At 61.7% G+C, this 19136-nt stretch carries 16 protein-coding genes; 5 read left to right on the top strand and 11 right to left on the bottom strand.

Features of this window, described 5'->3' with window-relative positions:
• Nucleotides 1-46: 46 nt before the first annotated feature.
• The 5 genes from miaA to I5961_RS02665 are packed head-to-tail and all read right to left on the bottom strand — an operon-like array spanning nt 47 to nt 6316.
• Nucleotides 47-1018 carry a tRNA (adenosine(37)-N6)-dimethylallyltransferase MiaA gene (gene miaA / locus I5961_RS02685; protein ID WP_085701312.1) on the bottom strand — a complete coding sequence of 324 codons (972 nt, stop codon included), beginning with the start codon at nt 1016-1018 and terminating at the stop codon, nt 47-49.
• Nucleotides 1018-2925 carry a DNA mismatch repair endonuclease MutL gene (gene mutL / locus I5961_RS02680; protein ID WP_227234263.1) on the bottom strand — a complete coding sequence of 636 codons (1908 nt, stop codon included), beginning with the start codon at nt 2923-2925 and terminating at the stop codon, nt 1018-1020. Before mutL ends, miaA begins: the two co-directional genes overlap by 1 nt.
• Complete coding sequence (locus tag I5961_RS02675) at nt 2922-4307, bottom strand: N-acetylmuramoyl-L-alanine amidase (protein ID WP_371917950.1); 1386 nt, start codon at nt 4305-4307, stop codon at nt 2922-2924. Before I5961_RS02675 ends, mutL begins: the two co-directional genes overlap by 4 nt.
• Before the next feature lie 51 nt (nt 4308-4358).
• Nucleotides 4359-4829, bottom strand: coding sequence for a tRNA (adenosine(37)-N6)-threonylcarbamoyltransferase complex ATPase subunit type 1 TsaE (gene tsaE / locus I5961_RS02670; RefSeq protein WP_085701315.1), 471 nt, complete (start codon nt 4827-4829; stop codon nt 4359-4361).
• Nucleotides 4817-6316, bottom strand: coding sequence for an NAD(P)H-hydrate dehydratase (locus I5961_RS02665; RefSeq protein WP_227234261.1), 1500 nt, complete (start codon nt 6314-6316; stop codon nt 4817-4819). The genes tsaE and I5961_RS02665 overlap by 13 nt, the downstream gene beginning before the upstream one ends.
• A 63-nt stretch (nt 6317-6379) precedes the next feature.
• Between I5961_RS02665 and queG the strand changes: the two genes are divergently transcribed.
• Entirely contained in the window at nt 6380-7459 is a 1080-nt protein-coding gene (queG, locus tag I5961_RS02660; protein WP_227234259.1) for a tRNA epoxyqueuosine(34) reductase QueG, read from the top strand.
• On the opposite strand, the gene I5961_RS02655 is transcribed toward queG, so the two are convergent.
• Together I5961_RS02655 and orn are read right to left on the bottom strand one after the other, a co-directional pair.
• Nucleotides 7441-8052: a trimeric intracellular cation channel family protein gene (locus I5961_RS02655; RefSeq protein WP_039766632.1), complete on the bottom strand. Its 612-nt coding sequence runs from the start codon at nt 8050-8052 to the stop codon at nt 7441-7443. The two genes, queG and I5961_RS02655, sit on opposite strands and share 19 nt — an antisense overlap.
• A gap of 83 nt (nt 8053-8135) precedes the next feature.
• On the bottom strand, nt 8136-8678 hold the full coding sequence (orn, locus tag I5961_RS02650; RefSeq protein ID WP_007950739.1) for an oligoribonuclease: 543 nt from the start codon (nt 8676-8678) through the stop codon (nt 8136-8138).
• Between the two features lie 107 nt (nt 8679-8785).
• Between orn and rsgA the strand changes: the two genes are divergently transcribed.
• The 4 genes from rsgA to I5961_RS02630 all read left to right on the top strand — a co-directional run bounded on the left by rsgA (nt 8786) and on the right by I5961_RS02630 (nt 11882).
• Nucleotides 8786-9817 (top strand): small ribosomal subunit biogenesis GTPase RsgA, encoded by a 1032-nt coding sequence (gene rsgA, locus I5961_RS02645; protein WP_085703402.1) that lies wholly within the window; start codon nt 8786-8788, stop codon nt 9815-9817.
• A 210-nt stretch (nt 9818-10027) separates the two neighbouring features.
• On the top strand, nt 10028-10435 hold the full coding sequence (locus tag I5961_RS02640; RefSeq protein ID WP_085701319.1) for a TIR domain-containing protein: 408 nt from the start codon (nt 10028-10030) through the stop codon (nt 10433-10435).
• A 2-nt stretch (nt 10436-10437) separates the two neighbouring features.
• Nucleotides 10438-11397: a caspase family protein gene (locus I5961_RS02635; protein ID WP_085701320.1), complete on the top strand. Its 960-nt coding sequence runs from the start codon at nt 10438-10440 to the stop codon at nt 11395-11397.
• Nucleotides 11397-11882, top strand: a complete 486-nt coding sequence (locus I5961_RS02630) for a toll/interleukin-1 receptor domain-containing protein (protein WP_085701321.1) — start codon at nt 11397-11399, stop codon at nt 11880-11882. Before I5961_RS02635 ends, I5961_RS02630 begins: the two co-directional genes overlap by 1 nt.
• A gap of 59 nt (nt 11883-11941) precedes the next feature.
• Here the strand turns inward: I5961_RS02630 and I5961_RS02625 are convergent, their stop codons facing one another.
• From I5961_RS02625 to tssI, 4 genes are read right to left on the bottom strand one after another with little or no spacing between them, the layout of a single operon-like run.
• The gene (locus tag I5961_RS02625) at nt 11942-12883 is read right to left on the bottom strand and encodes a DUF6708 domain-containing protein (RefSeq protein WP_085703401.1); all 942 of its coding nucleotides are present in this window, start codon (nt 12881-12883) and stop codon (nt 11942-11944) included.
• Entirely contained in the window at nt 12880-16152 is a 3273-nt protein-coding gene (locus I5961_RS02620) for a toxin VasX (RefSeq protein ID WP_227234257.1), read from the bottom strand. The genes I5961_RS02625 and I5961_RS02620 overlap by 4 nt, the downstream gene beginning before the upstream one ends.
• Nucleotides 16149-16982, bottom strand: coding sequence for a DUF4123 domain-containing protein (locus tag I5961_RS02615; RefSeq protein WP_227234255.1), 834 nt, complete (start codon nt 16980-16982; stop codon nt 16149-16151). The genes I5961_RS02620 and I5961_RS02615 overlap by 4 nt, the downstream gene beginning before the upstream one ends.
• Nucleotides 16979-18997, bottom strand: coding sequence for a type VI secretion system tip protein TssI/VgrG (gene tssI / locus I5961_RS02610; RefSeq protein WP_227234254.1), 2019 nt, complete (start codon nt 18995-18997; stop codon nt 16979-16981). The genes I5961_RS02615 and tssI overlap by 4 nt, the downstream gene beginning before the upstream one ends.
• Nucleotides 18998-19136 lie beyond the last annotated feature (139 nt).

Below are 19136 nucleotides of genomic sequence, written 5' to 3'. Positions count from 1 at the left end.
GGCTTTTGCCGCCACACCCCCAAGGATAGACGGCAATTGCAAGGACTCAGCTCAATATGGAGATCGTCCCAAGGTATTTCAAGGCGCGTGGCAGATTGTCGCAATCCAGACTGTCGAGCCAGTGCAAATCCTTCCAGCTGCGCAGCCAGGTGAACTGGCGTTTGGCCAATTGGCGCGTGGCGATGATGCCCCGTTCCTGCATCTCGGCCGACGTCAGCTTGCCATCCAGGTAGTCCCAGACCTGGCGGTAGCCTACCGCACGTATAGACGGCAACCCGGCATGCAGGTCACTTCTATTACGCAGGGCTACGACCTCGTCGATGAATCCCTGTTCCAGCATATTTGTGAATCTTTGTTTAATGCGCTCGTGCAGTATCTGACGATTAGTTGGAGCAATCGCCAGATTCGCGACAGTATAGGGCAATTGTTGCAATCCCGATGCGACCGCTTCGGTACTTTGTACAGATTGTTTCAGCCGCAGTTCAGTCATGCTCTGACCACTGACCCGGTAAACTTCCAGCGCACGACTCAGTCGTTGTGGATCGTTCGGATGGATACGTGCCGCAGACTCTGGATCGATGACCGCCAACTGATCGTGCAGGGCCTGCCAGCCAAGGCGTGCAGCCTCTTCTTCGATCTGCGCGCGAACTTCGGGATCGGCCGCCGGCATGTCCGCCAGACCTTCGATCAAAGCCTTGTAATAGAGCATCGTGCCGCCCACCAGCAGCGGAATTTTTCCGCGTGCGGTGATCTCGGCCATGGCCTCCAGCGCATCGCGGCGGAAATCTGCGGCCGAATAGGCTTCGGCCGGGTCGAGAATGTCGATCAGCCGGTGGGGAAACTCGGCCAGCAATTCTTTGGACGGCTTGGCAGTGCCGATGTCCATGCCGCGATAGACCAGCGCCGAATCGACACTGATCAGCTCGCACGGGAGTACCTTGGTCAGCTCGATGGCCAGATCTGTCTTGCCCGCAGCGGTCGGGCCCATCAGGAAAATCGCTGGAGGAAGCTGGCTCATCAACGACCGCGCAGGAACAGTTTGTCCAGATCGTCCAGGCCCAGTTGGGTCCAGGTCGGTCGGCCATGGTTGCATTGACCGCTGCGCTCGGTGTTTTCCATGTCACGCAGCAGGCCGTTCATTTCCGGCAGGGCCAGGCGCCGGTTGGCGCGAATCGCGCCGTGGCAGGCCATGGTGCCCAGCAGTTCATTCAGATGCGCCTGGATCCGGTCGCTGGTGCCGTATTCCATCAAGTCCGACAGCACATCGCCCACCAGTCGGTTGGCTTCGGCCTGCTTGAGCAGGGCCGGGATCTGCCGGATGGCCAGGGTTTCCGGGCCAAGGCGCTGCAATTCAAAACCAAGGCGCTGGAACCATGCCGCATGCTCTTCGGCGCAATCGGCCTCGCGCTGACTGACCGCCAGCGATTCCGGCACCAGCAGCGGCTGACCGCTCAGGCCTTCGCTGGCCATGGCAATCTTCAGGCGCTCATACATGATCCGCTCGTGAGCAGCGTGCATGTCCACCAAAACCAGGCCCTGAGCATTCTCGGACAGAATGTAGATGCCCTTGAGCTGGGCCAGCGCGTAGCCCAGCGGCGGAATGTCTTCCTGACCGGCCGGCAGCGCGTTGGCATTCGCCTCGGGCAGCGGCGCAAAAAACTCGCGATACGCAGCCTGGGCTTCAGCTACCGGCACGGTCGATTGCGGGCGCGGCGTGTATTGATACTGATAAGCGCCGCCCGCGCTGGCACCCGAAGCGGTGTTGAACGCTGGTTGCGCCTGCGGCTGCTCCAGCAACGCGTTGGCAGCCAGACGCATTTCGCCCTGCGGCCCGAATTCCCCGGCTTCAAGGCCGGTTGGCCGGACGATCGCAGTCGTGACCGACCCGGCCAACTGATCTTCCGGTCGCACATCGCCGAGAGCACGGTGCAAGGTGCCATACAAGAAGTCATGCACCATGCGCCCGTCGCGGAAGCGCACTTCGTGTTTGGTCGGGTGCACGTTGACGTCGACCGCTGCCGGATCGACCTCGAAAAACAGCGCGAACGTCGGATGCCGGCCGTTGAACAGCACATCGCGATAAGCCTGACGCACCGCGTGTGCCACCAGTTTGTCGCGCACCGCACGGCCGTTGACGAAGAAATACTGCAAGTCCGCCTGACTGCGGTTGAAGGTTGGCAGACCGACCCAGCCCCACAAATGCAGACCATTGCGCTCGATCTCGATCGGCAACGCCTGCTCCAGGAAGCCCGAACCGCAGATCGCCGCCACACGCCGGGCGCGGGCCGCATCATCGTGGGCTTCATGCAGGCTGAGGATCGTCTTGCCGTTGTGACGCAAATGGAACGCCACGTCGAAACGCGCCAGCGCCAGACGCTTGATCACTTCCTGCAGGTGATCGAATTCGGTTTTTTCGGTTTTGAGAAATTTGCGCCGCGCCGGGGTGTTGAAGAACAGGTCACGGACTTCCACCGAGGTGCCGACCGGGTGGGCAGCAGGCTGCACGCGAGGCGCCATGTCACGGCCTTCGGTCTCGACCTGCCAGGCCTGATCGGCATCACGGGTGCGCGAGGTCAGCGTCAGACGCGCCACGGAACTGATCGACGCCAGCGCCTCGCCCCGGAAGCCCAGGCTCATCACCTGTTCGAGGTCTTCCAGATTGCGGATCTTGCTGGTGGCGTGACGGGCCAGAGCCAGCGGCAGGTCATCGGCGGAAATGCCGCTGCCGTCGTCGCGCACTCGCAGCAGTTTGACACCACCCTGTTCGACATCGACGTCGATGCGCCTGGCGCCGGAATCGAGGCTGTTTTCCAGCAACTCCTTGATCACCGAGGCCGGACGCTCGACCACTTCACCGGCGGCGATCTGGTTCGCCAGCCGCGGGCTGAGCAGTTCGATGCGGGCAGCGTTCAGGACCTGATTCATTCTTTGGACGCCAGTTCGGTGCCGGGAATGGTCAGGTGCTGACCGACTTTCAGATCATCGCTTTTCAGATTGTTGGCACTGCGCAGCGTGGCCGGCGAAATCTGGTAACGCACGGCAATCATCGCCACGGTTTCACCCGGGCCTACCCGGTGATCCCGCGGTCCCTGAGCGATCTTGCCCGAATCACGCAGCCAGGCGATGTAACTGCCCGGTGGCGGATTCTGCTGGAAGAACTGGCGTACGCCACTGCTGATCGAGCGCGCCAGCGCCTGCTGGTGGCTCGCTGCCGAGAGCTTGTTCGCTTCGTTGGCGTTGGAGATGAAGCCGGTTTCCACCAGGATCGACGGGATGTCCGGAGATTTCAGCACCATGAACCCGGCCTGCTCCACACGCTGTTTGTGCAGCGGGGTGACCCGACCAATGTTGGTCAGGACTTTCTGGCCGACATTGAGGCTGGAGGTCAGCGAGGCGGTCATCGACAGGTCGAGCAGAACGCCGGCCAGCATCCGGTCCTTGTCATCAAGGCTGACGTTGCCGGCACCGCCGATCAGGTCGGAACGGTTCTCACTGTCGGCCAGCCAACGGGCGGTTTCCGAGGTGGCACCGCGGTCGGACAGGGCGAACACCGACGCCCCGAACGCGGCCGCAGACGGCGCAGCGTCGGCGTGGATCGAGACGAACAGGTCAGCACCTTTCTTGCGGGCGATTTCAGTACGGCCGCGCAGCGGGATGAAATAGTCGCCGGTACGGGTCAGTTCGGCACGGAAGCCTTTCATGCCGTTGACCTGACGCTGCAGCTCGCGGGCGATCTGCAGTACCACGTCCTTTTCGCGCTGACCGCGAGAACCCGATGCACCCGGGTCTTCACCACCGTGTCCGGCATCGATGACCACGATGATGTCGCGCTTGCCGGCCGGGGCGGGTGGCAGTTTGATCGCCGGCTCGGCCGGGGTGACGGGCACCGCCGGAACGGTCGCAACCGTTGGAGTCGACGAAGGCGCAGGCGGCGGGGCGGCGTCAGCCGGATTGTCGAACAGGTCGACCACCAGACGGTTGCCGTACTGCGCATTCGGCGCCAGCGAGAAGCTTTTCGGGGTGACGGCCTTCTTCAGGTCGATGACCACCCGCAGGTCGGTCGGCGTGCGCTGGGCCGAACGTATGGCGGTGATCGGTGTATTGGCGGTCTGCACATTCAACGGCGCGCCGAGGGTGGCGCCGTTGATGTCGATCACCAGGCGATCCGGCGCGGTCAGCGTGAAGACGCCGTGCTGCACCGGGCCTGTCAGGTCGAAGACCAGTCGCGTGTTGTCCGGCGCCCGCCACAGGCGCACGCTGTTGACCTTCGTGTCGGCCACAGCGTTGACGGTTACTGCCATCAACATCAGTCCAGCGGCAGCCACCAACGCGCGAAAGCGCATACCTAACCCCATCATTCAATTGGTTTCCAATGCCAAAGCGGCACACCAGGCCTCGCCGCGCGAGCCCTGGGACAAAATGGTCAGCGAACGTCCGCTGTCTTGCGGGCTAATGGTAATGGTCAGGTCAGGCTTTGGCAAAAAGCCTGCACCTTTATCGGGCCATTCGATCAGGCACAGGGCATCGTCTTCGAAATAGTCGCGGATCCCGAGAAACTCCAGCTCTTCCGGATCGACCAGGCGATACAGATCAAAGTGGAAGGCCCGGATGTCACCGATCTCGTAGGGCTCGACCAAGGTGAAGGTCGGACTTTTCACCGCCCCGATGTGCCCCAGACCGCGAATGATGCCCCGCGACAACGTGGTTTTGCCCATCCCGAGGTTGCCTTCGAGAAAGATCAGGCCATGGCCCTGGGTGATACGGGCGATGCGTGCGCCAAAGTCGCTCATGGCCTGTTCATCGGCCAGGTACAGGGTTACTTCAGACACGGTGCATGCTCCTCCAACAACTGACGAATGACTGGAATCAGATCACTGGCCGCCAGCCCACGGCCGAATTTACCTTGTTGCAGACCGGAGTTGGCGTGCAGCCAGACCGCCAGGCACGCGGCATCGAAACCGTCCATGCCCTGAGCCAGCAGCGCGCCGGTCAGACCGGCCAGCACATCGCCGAGTCCCGCGGAGGCCATGGCCGGATGGCCTTGATGACACAGCGCCAGACGACCATCGGGATGAGCAATCAGACTGCCCGCGCCCTTGAGCACCACCACCGCTGTATATTTTTTGCTCAACGCCAGCGCCGCCGCCGGACGATCGGCCTGCACCTCGGCGGTGCTGATCCCCAGCAGCCGCGCGGCCTCCCCCGGATGCGGCGTGATCACGCAATCCCTGGGCAGACTGACAAAACCGGAAGCCAGCAGGTTCAACGCATCGGCATCCCACACCTGCGGCAACGGCGCATTGGCGGCAGCTGACAACAGCGCCCTGCCCCAACCGGCCTGACCCAGCCCCGGCCCGACCACCAGCACGGACACTTTTTCCAGCAGCCCCATCAATTGATTGGCTGAAGAAGCGCCCAGCGCCATGGCTTCCGGTATCCGGCTCAGCGCCGCCGGGACATGTTCCGGGCGCGTCGCGACCGAGACCATCCCGGCACCACTGCGCAACGCACTTTCGGTACTCAGCAGGATTGCCCCGCCAAACCCGTGATCACCGCCGATCAGCAGCACATGACCAAATCGTCCCTTGTGCGCGGCCGGCGAACGGGCAGCCAGACGCGGAAGGTTCGCCACGTTGAGCCGGCGAGCGGCGACAGGCAAGTCACTGAAGTGTTCGGCAGGCGCCTGCAGGTCGTTAAACAGCAGTTCGCCGACATGATCCGCCGCCGCACCCGTGAACAGCCCGAGCTTCAGGCCGATGAACGTCACGGTGAGGTCAGCGTGTACCGCATCACCCAGCGCATGACCGGTGTCGGCGCACAACCCGGAAGGGATATCGACCGCCACCACAGGCAGTCCACTGGCATTGATCGCCGCAATCGCAGCGGCGTAGGGCTCACGCACATCGCCGCTCAGGCCGGTGCCGAGCAACGCGTCAACGACGATACCGCGCAACTCGCAGGACAGATCCCATGGGGCAATCGAGACACCATCGGCCACGGCTTCGGCGTGCGCCACGGCGGCATCGCCCTTCAAGCGTTGCGGCTCGCCGACAGCCAGCACCTGAACCTGCCAACCCGCCCGATGGGCCAGCGCTGCCACCAGATAACCATCGCCGGCGTTGTTGCCGTGCCCGGCCAGCACCGTCATTTGATTCGCGGCCGGCCATTGGCGTACCAGCGCGCGCCACGTGGCATGGGCGGCACGCTGCATCAATTCGAAGCCAGGCGTGCCGGCGGCGATCAGTCGTGCATCGAGTTCACGCACCTGCGCGGCACGGTACAGCGCGTCGGGTAATTGATCTTTAGTGTTCGGCATGCGTCTTCGGGCTCCGATGTCTGGCAGAATTATACGCACCTCAGCTCCGGTTTCTCTCGCCTCATGTCCGCCATCACCACAGATCTGCCTGCCCTCGCCCAATCCATCAAGGACTGGGGCCGCGAGCTGGGCTTCCAGCAAGTCGGCATCAGCGGTCTGGATCTGGCCGAGCATGAACAGCACCTGCAACGCTGGCTCGAGGCCGGCTACCACGGCGAAATGGATTACATGGGCGCCCACGGCAGCAAACGCTCGCACCCCGAAGAGTTGGTGCCGGGCACCTTGCGCGTGGTGTCGCTGCGCATGGACTACTTGCCGGGCGACACACAAATGGCGCAATTGCTGGCCAAACCGGAAAAGGCCTACATCTCGCGTTATGCCTTGGGCCGCGATTATCACAAGTTGATCCGTAAACGCGTTCAACAACTGGCGGACAGGATTCAATCCGAGATCGGGCCGTTCGGTTTTCGCGCCTTCGTCGACAGCGCACCGGTGCTGGAGAAGGCCATCGCCGAACAGGCCGGGTTGGGCTGGATCGGCAAAAACACCCTGGTGCTGAACCGCAAGGCTGGCAGTTACTTTTTTCTCAGCGAACTGTTCGTCGACCTGCCGCTGCCAGTGGATGAACCCCACAGCACCGAACATTGCGGACGCTGCACCGTGTGCCTCGACATCTGCCCGACCAACGCCTTCGTCGGCCCCTATGTGCTGGACGCGCGACGCTGCATTTCCTATCTGACCATCGAGCTTAAGAACGCCATCCCCGAAGATCTGCGACCGCTGATCGGCAACCGCGTGTTCGGCTGCGACGACTGCCAGATCTGCTGCCCGTGGAACCGCTTCGCCCGCCCGTCCGGCGAAATCGACTTCAAGCCACGACACAATCTGGACAACGCCGAGCTGGCCGAGCTGTTCTTGTGGGATGAAGACAAATTCCTCAGCAGCACCGAAGGTTCGCCGCTACGCCGCGCGGGATACGAGCGCTGGCTACGCAATCTGGCGGTGGGGTTGGGAAATGCGCCATCGAGCATTCCAGTGCTGGAAGCACTGAAGGCACGACGCGATTACCCCTCAGAGCTGGTACGCGAACATGTGGAATGGGCGCTGAAACAGCACGCCGACCGTCAAGGCGCGTCGTTATAGACGAACTTCGGCATTTCCCAGTGGAAACGAATCGCCAACAGCCGCAGTAGAAAACCACCAAACAACGTGATCAGAATCGCCTGTTCACTCGGCACGTTGAGAAACAGACAGAGCATGTAGCACCACGCCGCGGCGAACGAGACGCTGGCGTAGAGTTCGCGGCGGAAGATCAGCGGGATGTCGTTGCAAAAGATGTCGCGCAGGATGCCGCCGAATACCCCGGTGATCACGCCGCTGACCGAGGCCACCAGCATGCCATGGCCCATTTCCAGGGCGGTCATGCAGCCGATCAGAGTGAATGCCACCAGACCGACCGCGTCGAGCACCAGAAACAGCGAGCGCAGGTGACGCATCCAGCGTGCGGTGAACACGGTGATCATCGCCGCAATCGTTGTCAGCACCAGGTATTCCGGATGCTTCACCCAAGTCAGCGGGTAATGCCCGAGCAGCACGTCGCGCACCGAACCGCCGCCCAAAGCCGTGACGCAGGCGATCAGCACCACGCCGAACCAGTCCATGCCGCGACGTCCCGCAGACAGGGCGCCAGTCATGGCTTCGGCAGTAATGGCGACGAGATAGAGCATCAGCAACATGGTGGCGATCCTGGCAGGAAGGCGCGCAGTCTACTCACTTCGCCGAGGCACCAAAAGAGGGCGCCCCGGCGCGGGTGCCGATCTCAGAACTTGATGAAATGCTTGCGGTAGTGCTGCAGCTCGGCGATGGATTCGCGGATGTCATCCAGCGCCAGGTGAGTGCTGCCTTTCTTGAAGCTGTCTCGCACGTCCGGCGCCCAGCGTGCGGCCAGTTCCTTGAGCGTCGAGACGTCGAGGTTGCGGTAGTGGAAGTAACTTTCCAGCGACTTCATGTGGGTATAAAGGAAGCGGCGATCCTGGCAGATGCTGTTGCCACAGATCGGCGACTTGCCCTTCGGCACCCACTTTTCGAGGAAGGCGATGGTTTCGGCTTCCGCCTCGGCCATGCTTACGCGGCTGTCGCGCACGCGTTGGGTCAGGCCGGAGTTGCCGTGCGTGCGGGTGTTCCACTCGTCCATGCGGGCGAGGACTTCGTCGCTGTGGTGGATGGCGATCACCGGACCTTCGGCCAAGGTGTTCAGGTCACTGTCGGTGACGATGGTGGCCATTTCGATGATGACGTCGTTTTCCGGATCCAGACCGGTCATTTCCAGGTCGATCCAGATCAGATTCTGCGGGTTTTGCATATTTCGGCTCCTGAGCAATGCTGCGCAGTTTAGCCTAGGCAGCCTGCCGGGCGTGCTAAACTCGCGGCCGTTTTACCTAATCGCTGCATTCTTCAGACGGAACACCCATGGCCAAACGCCAACTCAATCGTCGTCAAAACTGGCGCATCGAAAAGATTCAGGGCGAGCGCGCCGCCCGCGCCGCCAAACGCGAGTCCTCGGCAGTCGAGGCGCTCGAAGGCGGCGATCTGGGCCCGGAGCAACACGGTCTGGTGATCGCCCACTTCGGTGTGCAGGTCGAGGTCGAGGCCGTTGACGGCGAACTGGCCGGCCAGGTCTTCCGCTGCCACTTGCGCGCCAACCTGCCGGCGCTGGTGACAGGCGACCAGGTGGTTTGGCGCGCCGGCAACCAGGGCATCGGCGTGATCGTCGCGCAACTGCCGCGCACCACCGAGCTGTGCCGTCCGGACAGCCGTGGCCAGCTCAAACCGGTGGCCGCCAACGTCGACATGATCGTCATCGTCTTTGCCCCGATGCCCGAGCCCCATGCCAACCTGATCGACCGCTATCTGGTCGCGGCCGAGCACGCCGGCATCCGCCCGTTGCTGCTGCTGAACAAATTCGACCTGATCGACGAACAGAACGCCCCTGCGCTGAATGCTCTGCTGGCCGTCTACCGCACGCTGGGTTACCCGGTGCTGGAAGTCTCGGCGCACCATGGCAACGGCATGGAGCAATTGCAGAAACAACTCGACGGGCGCATCAGCGTGTTCGTCGGCCAGTCGGGTGTGGGCAAGTCGTCGCTGGTCAACAGCCTGTTGCCGAATGTCGAAACCCGTGTCGGCCCATTGTCCGAGTGGTCCGGTCAGGGTCAGCACACGACGACCACCGCGCGGCTGTTCCACTTCCCTGGCGGCGGTGAACTGATCGACTCCCCGGGCATCCGTGAATTCGGCCTCGGCCACGTCAGCCGCGCCGACGTTGAAGCCGGCTTCATCGAGTTCAACGACCTGCTCGGCACCTGCCGCTTCCGCGACTGCAAGCACGACCGCGAACCCGGTTGCGCACTGCTCAAGGCCCTGGAAGACGGCCGCGTGCAGCAGCAGCGAATGAACAGCTATCGCTCGATCATCGCCAGCTTGCCGGAAAACGGTTACTGAACATCCGCGACGGCAGCACCTCGCCCGAGGGCTGCCGTGTGTCGGACCGCGTCTGACAAACCCGGTAATCTGTTGAACGTCAGACCTTTCTGACAGCTCCGCCCACACCTGCTTGCAGGACATTTCTATTTCACCGCTCAGGCCTTGTTGGCACACGCCAGATGCCTACATTGGGTTCCTCCTTCGCACTGTCGCGACCTCCGAGGCCCCATGCAAACCTACCATTTGTTCATCAGCCACTCCTGGAACTACTCCGGCTCCCACGACAATCTGATCCGCCTGCTCAGCGATCACCCGACGTTCACCTTCAAAAATTTCTCGGTGCCGCCGCACAATCCGATCATCGACGCCCGCACTGACAAGGAGCTGGAAGAGACCATCGAAAACAAGATCCGCCCATGCTCGGCAGTGCTGGTCATGGCCGGTATGTACTCGGCCTACAGCAAATGGATTCAGAAGGAAATCGAGATTGCCAAACGTCTAGGCAAGGTGATCATCGCGATTCGTCCCCATGGCGCCGAACGCACCGCAAAAGTGGTCAGCGACGCCGCGCATGTCGAATGTGCGTGGAATACCAACAGCATCGTCAGCGCCATACGCCTTCATACGGCGGTGTAATCATGCGCAAGGGACTGTTTATCGGCATTAACCACTACACCCACGTTTCGCCGCTCAGCGGCTGCAACAATGATGCAATGGCCATGGCCTCGGTGCTGGAGCGCCATGCCAGCGGACGGCCCAACTTCAGCAGCAAGGTGCTGACTTCGGCGGAGGAGGACCTCTCGCTCACGGCCATGAGGCAGCACATCCAAAGCCTGTTCTCGGGCGACTGCGATGTTGCGCTTCTGTATTTCGCCGGCCATGGCCAGTTCGATACCAGCATCGATGAAGGGTTGCTGATCCCCCAGGACTATCAGCCCGGCGGCGACGGCATTCGCATCAGCGACATTCTGCAGTGGGCCGACAACGCCCAGCAGATCAAGAACAAAATCATCATCCTTGATTGCTGCCAGGCTGGCGCCGCCGGTGCCGTGCGCAACTTGCGCGGCGGCAGCAGCCTGATCGGCGAAGGCGTGACCATTCTCACCGCCTGCAAAAAAGAACAGTCCGCCCTGGAAAGCCGTGGCCATGGCGTGTTCACGGACCTGCTGCTTCAAGCCCTGCATGGCGGTGCCGCCAACGTGCTGGGCAAGGTCACTCCCGGCAGCGTTTACTCGTTCGTCGACAATGCTCTGGGGGCCTGGGAGCAGCGGCCGGTGTTCAAGACCAATGTGTCGCAGTTCGTACCACTGCGCGAGGTCGCACCGCTGATCGCCGAAGAAACCCTGCGCAAGCTCAAGGACTGGTTTCCGGAACCGAGTTTTGTCTTCCGGCTAGACCCCAGTTTCGAACCCACCGCCGCCTCGTTCGATCCCGATCACGGTGACATCTTCAAACAGTTGCAAATGTGCAACCGCCACAGCCTGATCGAGCCGGTGGACGCCGAACACATGTATTACGCCGCCATGCACTCTACCGGGTGTCGCCTGACAGCTCTGGGTGCCTATTACCGCGAACTCGCCCTCAAAGGACATTTCTGATGCCCGTATTCATCAGCTACCGCCACATGGACCGCGCCCACGCCCTCGCGATCGATGCCCGCCTGAAGCAGGCCAATATCAAAACCTATCTGGACGTGCTGGACCCCGAATCCCAGACCACCGACGACATCACCGGAGTCATCACCCGCAACATCACTGAATGCACCCACCTGCTGGCGGTGGTCTCGGAGTCAACCGCGTTGTCCTGGTGGGTGCCGTTCGAGATCGGCGAAGCGACGATCAGCAACCGGCGGATCTGTTCCTTCAGAACGGGCGCCGCCCAACTGCCGCTGTACCTGGACAAGTGGCCGAAGCTGAGCACGGCCAACGACCTGAACTTCTTCATCGACGCCTACCGTGAAGAAGTGACGAACAAACGCTCGATGACGCTGGATTCAAGTAACGAATCCTTCAGCGGCACCTACAGACGCAACGCGGAAATCTTCCATGAACAACTGAAAAACCGGATTCGGCGGGGGTTCTGACAGACGCAAAAAAGCCGCGATTATCGCGGCTTTTTTGCATTCAGAGTGCAGGGCCGGCCTCAAACCCGCTCGCTTTTGGCCGGTGCAGCGAGTTCAGCCTCGCGCTGGGCGATGGCGACCTCTAGTTCAGGAGAGCGTTTGGCCCATTGTTCGGGAGGGAGGGGTTTTGACCATTCGATGATGTCGGGATGGGGCAAGTCGGGGGGCGGATATAGCTTTTTTCTTTGCAGATAAGTCGCGAGAGGTGCATTGAAAATGAATACGCCGAATACGCCTTCCCATAACAACGTCAAGAACCAGCCACGTTCTTTGGCTTTATCTTTCATGTAATCGACGTAGTAACGCAGGTTGGCGCCTGAATTGAGCGCTGCGGCATCCGGCGATGCTTCTGGCCCGATCTCCATGTAACTGCGCATGCATTCCCACAACGCCATCGCCGTCGTACCACCGCCGCAGTTGAAGCCCAGCGAAAAATGCTTGTTGTCTTGGGTGGCATCCGGGTCGGGGTTTTCGAAACCGATGACCAGTAAACCCATGGTGTTTTTACCGGCCTGACTGACCGACGACTGCTGGGTGGCGGCCGCTGTCACGCTTTCCCAAGGGACGATCCAGTATTCGCCGTTGTCGCGGGGGACGCAGACTTCGCGGCGTTGGCGGTTGAAGCGCACGGGTAAGGGGACTTCGCGAAAGAGGCCTTGAATCAACCAAAAAATCGGAAGGGCCATGATACATGCGCCCAGGATCAAAATGTCCTGACTGAAATCAGAAGTCAGATTTCGAGTAAAAAATGACATTGCTAAAAACACCATCACTCCCGGCCACATCACCATCACCGCTGAACCGATGCTGTAGTTGCCTATGTCAATGAAGACGTCGTTTTTGCGCCAGACGATATTGAGCACGTCACAGGGCTTTCTCCCGGTTGGAATCGGCAATGGCGCCAAATAGTCATTGCGCGAGAAAATCCCCTTCTTCGTGGTGCCGGCCGGTGGCGTACTCATTGTTTGTCCTTGGGTTGCAGGTAAATGGCGCCGGGGTGGTCCTCACCGAGCGGGTAGTTCGGTACACGATCAAGCTCGGGCGTCGGGTCGTTTCTCAGGGCGATGACGCCGGTGGTGTTGTTCAAGGTGAACGCCAATCCTCGTTCTCCACCGATGAAAGAGCGGGCACCGAGTATTCCGGTCAACGGTGTGCGATAACGCAACCTGAGCGACAACGTGCCAGGGGGAGTGCGCAATACGTCTTTCACCTCTTTGAATGGACCGCCTATACGCAAACCCCGACCTTCCTTGATCGGTATCCACTGGCAACTGCTGCTGGACAACCAGAAGGGCGTCATATCGCGCCAGGGACGGGGAGGCCTGAAATAGTCGATCGGACTATTTTTGATCAGGTAGCGGTTTTCGAGGGTATCCACCGGGTCGCCGACCATGCTCAGTTCCAGGTAGACGTTGCCGGGCTCGGCACCCGGCAGGTCGATGGTCAGGGAATCAATGGCGCTGACGTAAGTCAGGCCGGAACGGCCATTATCAGGTGCCTGCCTGGAGCTGCTCTGCATGGAGACCCGTGGCGTGTAGAGGATGAGGTACAAACGGTCAAGCTCGTCCTGTTGAGCCTTGGGCGCAAGGGGCTCGAGATTATTGGCCCGGGCTCTGGACCAGCAGCAGGAACTCAGGAAGTGCTGCAGCGGCGTCTTTTCAAAAATCCAGGCCGTCAGATACAGCAGACCCAAACCGGCAATGATCCAGTTCAATGGCCCCATGTAGAGTGTGTAACGCAAAATGGCGACGTCTACTGTGATTGCCCCCGCCAAGGCACGGGCGGTATAGCCAAATCCTAACAATGCCTGGGCGCCAAACGCGGCTACTTGCCCACCTACCACGGTCTGACGTATTTCCAGCCATGGATCGACGGCGTTTTGGGCGTTTTCAATTTGCTGCTGTAGAGACTTGAATTCGGAGGATGCTGCACCCGCCGACAATGCGCCAATCACACCACCAAACAACGTAAGCGCCGGCGCAGCAGTGCCGAAGAAGTAAAACCTATCCCTCCCCAACCCCACCCTCACCTGACTATCCACCACCGCCACCAACGCCGCCGCCCCGTAAAGACTCGCCGAAATCGTGTCATTCACCCGGCGCCCTTCCATCCCCTCCAGCACCCCGGCCTCTTTCAAGTAGTTCTGCACATTCACCACGTTCACCAGCAGCGCCGCCAGCGGCACAACGCCCCCGCTGTTGACCACCACCGGCGAATTGACGATCCGTTCCACCCGCCCGACGCCAATCGCCTTGCCTGTCTTGTTCACCCATTGGGCCAGTGCCTCGGCCCGTTGCCCCAGCAACGCCCACACCTGTCGCCCGCCCTCGGACACTTGCTGCAAACGGCTTTCACCCCCCAGCCTCGCCGCGACGAAGATGCTCATCCACGACGCACTGAAGCCGTTGTCACCCTTGAGCAGCAACAACGCCGCTCCCAGCCGGTTGACCAGCACACTCCACTGGCTGGCGGCGTCCCGGGCCATGGTCGCGATGTCATCCAGCACCACTGCGCTCAACGGCGCCAGCGCCTGATGGGTGGCGCTGATGTTGTCGGCAGACAGCGCGGCCATCAGCTCGCTGAGGCGCGAGGCATTGTTGACGGCCGCTTCGAGTGAGGGCGTCCAGGCGTTGAACAGTTGCCGGAGTGCGCCACCGTCGGCGGCGCGTACATAGTCGGCGTATTGCTCGGCGCCCTGGGCGCGGATGCACTGGGCGGTCAGGCAGCCGGTGGCCAGCTCGGTCAGCCACTGGCGCGCCGCCAGGTCGTCGAAGTCGACAAACCAGGTGCCGCTGGACGAGCGTTTGAGGTACAGCCCCCGGTCAGCGAACAACGCCGCGTGCCGCTCTTCGAGTTGTTGAAAGTGGGCGGCGGCCGTGTCGCTGAACCAGGTGTTCATCGCGTCGAGATCGATGTACTCGCCGACCTTGGCGCCGAACGGATGATTGTTCAGGTTGGCGAGTTTTTCCGCGCGATATTCGCGGACAAGGACCTCGGCCTCGCGGTACAGGTCTGCCGGAATAAACGCCCGCACCGGCGCGACAATCGCTGCGATGCGGGCATCGCGGGCGGCGGACTCTGCATGACTCGGCTGACCGCCATACTGCCGGGCCCGGGTTTCAGCCTTGAGCTCTTCCTCCAGTCGATGCTGAGCGTCGAGCATGACCCGGCCCTGCGCCGGCGTGAGGCTGATGTCTCGATCCTTGTAGCGGTAGCTGAGATTGCCGGCCAGCTCTGCACCGTCCTCAGTGATCAGGCTGCGCACAAACCCGCCGATGCTCAGGCGCAGGTTGTTTTCGCCGAGCCATTGCTCGTGGCCGGATTCCAGCCATTCCTGTTCATGGTTGATATCGCGCAGCACGCCAGGATCGTCATCCAGACAGGCGAAGACGGCGAACAGGCCGTCGCTTTGCGCCCTGGCGTTGTCCAGCCAGTCCCGGGTGCCCTGACCGTCCCATGGCTCGGCGCTCCACTCGCCGGGCGGCTGGTCGCTGGCGTCGGGGTGTTGAGCGAGCACCTTGTTGCGCTCGCGGATCCGGTGCATGGCATCGGTGTAGGCCTTGATGTTGGCCACAGTCGGATCCTTCAGCAGTGTCGCGCCGAGGGCGTCGGTGTCCTCGGCATTTTTTTGCTGATCGGCTTTCATCGACCGGGCATAGGTGTTCGGCAGAAGTTCGGCCATGACCTCATCGGCACGCTCCAGGGCCGGGCAGTGCGGGGCCTGTAATTCGTCGGCCACTGTGCGCAGCGCAATACATCGCATGTGCTGAGTGCGTTTGGCGCTGTCCTCGCTCAGTGACTGACAGTGCTCGGCACCCAGGGGGAATTCGCTGTAAAGCATCCAGGCATCGTGAGCTTTTGGCAGCGACAGGCCGGCCAGCGTTGCGTCGGCCACAAGGGCGGGCCCCGCGTCCAGCGGCTGCGCCTGCAACAGCCCTTCGGCTGAAACGGCGTAGCGCTTGAGCGGCCCCTGATGCTGCCAGACGTACACAAACCCCGCCCGCAAGCGACGCGTTGCCATCGGGCGACTCTCGGGCGCGATACCGGGAACGCAACAGGCGTGTTCGGCCTTTTCGTGCGCCAGCGCATAGCGCACCGGTACCACAAACAGATCAGGCTGACTGGCGGGACACGGATGCACCGTGCTGTTGATATCCACATGCGGCTGGGCTTTGGCGGCCCGTTCGGCCTGCGCGGCCTGGTCGACCATGGCCAGTTTTTCGGCGCTCATAGGGTGAGGTCCTTGTCAGTCAGCAACTGATGCGTCAATGCGCCGTTGAGGTTGTCCAGGCGCTGGCGGGGCAACACACCAGGCTCGGCCAGCAACTGCCGGTAGGCGCCGTGCGCCGGCCCATCGGGAAAGTCCGCCCCCAGCACTGCGTAGAAACGCGCCCAGAGCAGCACCTCCTCCACGGCACTGAAGCCATTGCGCGCCGCACTGCCCTGACAGTCCATGGCCCATTGCTGCAAAGCCGTCGGTTCCTGCGATCCAAGGCATTTCGGGAAATACCGCAGAGCATGTTCGATCAGTTGCCCGGCGAATGTCCGGCGTTTCGCAGCGTTCAGGTCATTGAGCTGCTCCGCCGTGAGCACCAGCCACGGTCTGTCCGCGTAAGGGATCGCCGGTTGCTCGGTGAGCTGCCGGATCTGCAGGCCCGGCAGCCGGATCAGGTGCACCGGTCCCATCAACCGATCCCGCTCTGCTGCGGGCTTGTCCGCCAGCCACAACGCAGTGATGCGGGGATCGTAAAAGCGAAAGAGCACGGTCACATCACCCTCGACACGGGCGTGGATCAGGCTGCGCAAATGCTCCAGCAATGCCCCCTCATCGGCTTGCGACTCCAGCCAGAGCCCCGCCGTCGTGCTCCACTCCTGTGAAAAGACCTGCGCCAGAGGACTGTCAGGGGTTACCGCCACCAGTACGGGGCCTGCTTTATCCAGGGCGCTGTAGGCCGTGCGCTGATAAAGCGAGTGAGGCATTACGCCTCCCGTCAGCTCGAACAGGCGTTCCGGAAGGTTTTCGATCTGGATTTGATCCAGCAACAGATACGCCCGATTCATGCGCTCACCTGCGCCAGTTTTTCGCACACGGCGCAGACGGACGCAGCCTGCTCTGCTGCCTGAGCCAGGGCGGCCAATTGCGTGGTCATGGATAACGCAAGGAGCGTTTGTGAAGATTCCGGCGCCGCCAGTGCCGACTGCGCGGCGGCCCCCGCCACCGGCGCACCACCCTCGACAATCGCCACGCTGCTGAAGATCCCGCCCGAATTGATCACGATGTGATGCCCGCCCGCCGTCAGCGTCAGGCTGGTCCCGGCATCGATCACCACCTGGCTGGCGGTGACCCGCGCATGGGGGCCGGCCTGGATGACCAGCGTGCCGTCCGCCGTGGTGCTGCTGTTGCCGCTGATGCTGAGCAGATCGTCGGTGCCGATGACCGTATGGCGCGTTCCGTCGGTGGTGTGTCGTTCATCCGCCTTGATCAGGCTGGTGCTCTGGTTGTCCACCTGCTGGAAACGGTCGCGCCGGATCTGGCTGTGGCTGTCATTGAGGATCAGTTGTTCGAAGTCGCGCTCGGCCCGCAGGTAGATTTTTTCCTGCCCGGCACGGTCTTCGATCATCAGTTCGTTGTAGCCGCCGGTGTGTGGCGAACTGTGGCTGCGCAGCACGGTTTTGCTCTTGTGCTCAGGCAGGGTGTAGGGCACCGAGGTGACTTTGTTGGCCACGCACCCGGTAATCAGCGGCTGATCCGGATCACCCTCCAGAAAGGTCACCAGCACTTCCATGCCGATGCGCGGGATCGTCACCGAGCCGAAGCTTTCACCGGCCCAACTCGACGAAACCCGTAGCCAGCAACTGCTGCGCTCACTGTCGAGTTCGGCGCGGTCCCATGGGAACTCGCACTTCACCCGGCCAAACTCATCGCAATAGATCTCTTCGCCGACCGGCCCGGTGACTCGGGCGGTCTGACTGACCAGCGGACGACGAGGTGCCGGCAGCGGTGGCCGGAACACCACCTCGGCAGGGATCACGCTGAAGGTATTGCGATAACCCTGGGTGAAACCGTCGGTGTCTTTCGCATCGCTGGTGACCGATTCTTCAAGCACCTGAGGCTGACGCCCCTCGTGGGAAACGCTGAGCAACAGCCACAGGTCGTTGCAGTGTTGGCGCGGGTGTTCGGCCAGTTCAAAGAGATGGCCGCTGCGCAGGTTGGCTTGATCGCTCTCTCCTTCACCCAGCTCATAGTCGGCGCGAGAGCGCTCAAGCGCCTGCCGTGCGAGCTGCTTGCCGCGTCTTTCGTTTTCGATCAACAGCGGATAGCGGTAATCCTCCAGCACCGGAGTGAAATCGGCGGTAAAGCGACTCTCGACCAGCAGGCTCGGGCGCTTGAGGTCATAGTCGCGGCGCACGACCGTGCTGGTGCGGGTGCCGGTACGAATGCTGAAACGGCTGACCACCGGATGCTCGGCCACCATGCCGGAGTCCTGCCGATAGGGCGTGGCGCCGAGCTTGGGTAAAAACACCTGGTCATCGGTAAATACCAGCAGATGCCCGTCCACCGAGTGCTGGTGATGCCAGGCGATACCGTCCTCGGCGCACAGGCGCTGGATGAACTCAAGATCGGATTCGCCGTACTGGGTGCAGTAATCACGGGGCGGATTCGCCGCGACATGAAAGCTGAAGGCATCCGCTTGAATGCCATGCCCCTTGAGCACCTGCGCGATGATCTGCGGCACCGTACGCTGCTGGAAAATCCGCTGATCACGACTGAACTGCAAGTAGTGCAGCGCCGGCACCAGTGTCAGGTGGTAGCGGGTCAGACGCTTGCCCGACTCACCCGCCAACACATCCTCGATATGCCCGTGAATGCCTTCGCCGTTGTGGCCAAACTGCAGAAACGCGGGCCGGGCAAGCAAGCTTTCCAGATCGAAATCCGGGTGTTCGCTGACCAGTTCAATGTGAATGCCGTAGAGGGTGCTGATCGCTTCGGTGCCGCTGAAGGCCAGGACCTTGAAGTCGTGGCGGATCGCAGGAATCTGCAACACGAAATGCGCCGCATTGGCCGACCGGAACATACGCTTATCCTTAAGCAAAGAGGAAAAGAGCGCGATGTCCAAACCGTCCGTGGTTCGTGCTCGCGAGAATTGGCGGGCACGCTACCAAGAGCGCTTTGCGGGTAATGTAGGCAGTTTCTTCAAATGGAGTGGGAAAGGT

Source organism: Pseudomonas sp. IAC-BECa141 (genome assembly GCF_020544405.1).
In the GTDB taxonomy this organism is placed as follows: domain Bacteria; phylum Pseudomonadota; class Gammaproteobacteria; order Pseudomonadales; family Pseudomonadaceae; genus Aquipseudomonas.
The sequence above is the reverse complement of the archived record's forward strand: the minus strand, read 5'-3'. Positions and strand labels throughout refer to the sequence as shown.